General features: G+C 62.8%; 2 protein-coding genes and 1 pseudogene. All 3 read right to left on the reverse strand.

Annotated features, from left to right (window positions below):
* The coding region (locus P0D89_RS52260) for a recombinase family protein (RefSeq protein WP_408379509.1) at window positions 1–1,995 on the reverse strand (1,995 nt) is incomplete at its 3' end.
* Complete coding sequence (locus tag P0D89_RS52265; protein ID WP_408379512.1) at window positions 1,985–2,149, reverse strand: hypothetical protein; 165 nt, start codon at window positions 2,147–2,149, stop codon at window positions 1,985–1,987. The genes P0D89_RS52265 and P0D89_RS52260, both read right to left, overlap by 11 nt.
* Window positions 2,150–2,198: 49 nt before the next feature.
* Window positions 2,199–2,426, reverse strand: a pseudogene (locus tag P0D89_RS54850) (DUF5372 family protein); the annotation flags it as partial.
* Between the last annotated feature and the right edge of the window lie 49 nt (window positions 2,427–2,475).

Here is a 2,475-nt window from a genome sequence, read left to right on the forward strand (position 1 = left end):
CCAGGGTGCGCCAGGCGTCGTTTGCTCTCCGGCGATGAAGCCGTCGTTGACCCAGCGGTGTAGCGTAGACGGCGCTGTTCCCAGTACGCGGGCGGCCTGGCGAATGCTGAGCAGTTCGCCGTCGGGAAGCTGCGCCGGTTGTTCGAAGCAGGGAATCTTCCAATGACGCCGCAGGTTACCCACGAGGTTCTGGTTGAAGCGCAAGCCACGCGCGGTCACACGGCCTTGTGTGTTTAGGATGCCCGCGATGGTGGCATCGGGATAGTGCTGCGCCAGTCGACGCACCAGGGCAATCGTGTCTTCGTCGGTACGGATGGTGGCGGGTCGGGAGCGCGGCAACGCAACGTTGCATTCGGTGAGCTTGCCGCCACGCCAACGCAGCTTCAGATGAGCCTGATACTGTTCGCGATGGACGGTAATGGAAACCTCCTCGAGTAGCGTTCGCAGCAACTGTTTCCTGTCGCGCACGGTGAGGGTTGGTGCATGCCACAGGCGCTGGAGATCCTGGCCGATCGCGAGCAGGCTGTGTCGTTCCTGCGCACTCAATGTGCGGGGACGGAGTTGCTCGCGTCGGGCAAGCTCCTGCTGCGCCTGTTCGAGTTCGTACAGTTGCTTCTCCCATTGCGCTTCGAGCCCGCGCGCGACGAGACGGTTCTCGGGATCCACGGCGTGGTAGCGGCGTTCGGCGCGCTGCGCTTCATAGTGCGCCCGTTCAACGGTCAGGCGCCACTGCGCGAGCGCGGCGTCGTGATCCGCTTCAAGACGCTCAGCCGCGCGTACGGCAGCCTCAAGGCCTGCCGGCTCAACCGCACGGAGAAAGGCGTCGGTCACTGCCGCGTCGATTTGCAGGCCGCCGACGTTAAGGCAGTAGACGCCGCGGCTGTTCTCGATCCCTTTGTTCGAGCAATGGTAACCAGGCGTCTGGTTGGTTCCGCGATAGTGCGTTTTTAGTTTGCGGCTGCAGTGGCCACACGTGGCCAGACCCTGCAGCAAGGCGGTGCCTTCTCTCACGGCGCCGCCGGCTTCGTGCGGTCGGGGCTTGGTATTGGTGGCCAGGCGCATTTGATTGGCCTCATAGGTTGCCCAATCGATGTAGCCTTCATGGTGGTCGCGGATGAGAACAGCCCACTGCGACTGGGGCAGTCGTCGCAACCGTGTCTTGAGCACGCCGTGTTCATCGACATAGCGTTCCTGTCGCGTCTTGCCATAGCAGTAGGCGCCAGCATAGACCGGATTGGTGAGCACATTGTAGATCGCGATGTAAGTGGGCGCGACCCAGCGAATCTCCTCAGGTGCGCTGTAGTTGAGTTGCAGAGGAAACGACAGGTTCTCTGCGCGAAACCACAGCCAGACGCGGCGGGCTGTGCCGAATTCGCTAAAGCGGGCGAACACCGCACGCAACGCACTCACAACGGCTTCGTCAGGATGCCGTCGCACTTCGCCTTCAGCCTCGCCCCAAACCATTCCGGTTGGCAGGCCGCGTCGTAGCTCGCCGCGTGCCGCCTTGTTCCGGATGCCGCCGTCGAGACGCGCACGCAGGGTATGCAGCTCGGCCTCACTCATGGTGCCCTTGAGACCGAGCAACAGCCGGTCGTTGAATAGCGCCGGGTTATACACGCCGTCGGCGTCGCCGATAAGCGTGTCGGTCATGGTGCAAAGGTCGAGCAACCGGTACCAGTCAGAATTATTGCGTGCCAGGCGCGACACTTCGAGTCCGAGAATGATGCCGACGTGTCCGAGTGCGACTTCGGCAGTCATGCGCGCGAAGCCGCCGCGGCGCGCCGTGGTGGCCCCCGAAAGCCCCAGATCGTCGTCAACCACGCAGACCTGCTGTTCGGACCAGCCAAGGGCTGTGGCCCGTTGGGCGAGCGCGTACTGGCGTTGCGTCGATTCACGGTTGTTCTCAACCTGGCTGGCGCTGGACTGACGGATATAGACGAACGCGGCGCGTTGCAAATGACAGGGGCTGATCTTGCTGGCGGCGTCACTCATCATCGTTCTCCCTTTGGTTCGGATGGCTTTGTGTCAGGACCTTTGCGATTGCCTGAGCAAGCGCGTCGATCACCGCGTCGCGCGTCGCCTGGTCGAGTTGTTCCCACAGGCTGCCCTCGTCCGACGGCAGGTCCGCTAGCAGCAGGTTCAGTTGCATCGGTTGCATCGTTACTCTCCTGTTCCGTCTGGCGCAGTAAAGCGTCAATGATCAGGCGAGCGTGGAGCAGGTCCGCAAGTGAGCCGATTGCGTCGGCTACCGGAGCGGTGGTCGTGGGAACGTCAGCGGAGCCGACGGCGAAATCGGTCCAATTGACGGGAATCAGTCCGCGTGACTCGTCCGGAAGAATCAGCAGAAGGTGCAACCGACCGGCACGTTGCCGCCGGCTGACGACCTGCAGCCGCAGGCCTTCGAATGGGTGGCCTGCTCGCGTGATGACGACCGATTCAGGAACGTCGTGGAGAGGGGTAGTCTGTCGTGGTTTC

It is taken from the genome of Paraburkholderia sp. RL18-085-BIA-A (assembly GCF_046027075.1).
Classification (GTDB): domain Bacteria; phylum Pseudomonadota; class Gammaproteobacteria; order Burkholderiales; family Burkholderiaceae; genus Paraburkholderia.

Bases quoted from the DNA above. Each gene is read 5' to 3' on its own strand.
- P0D89_RS52265 (WP_408379512.1), bottom strand. From the start codon at position 2,149: ATGCAACTGAACCTGCTGCTAGCGGACCTGCCGTCGGACGAGGGCAGC.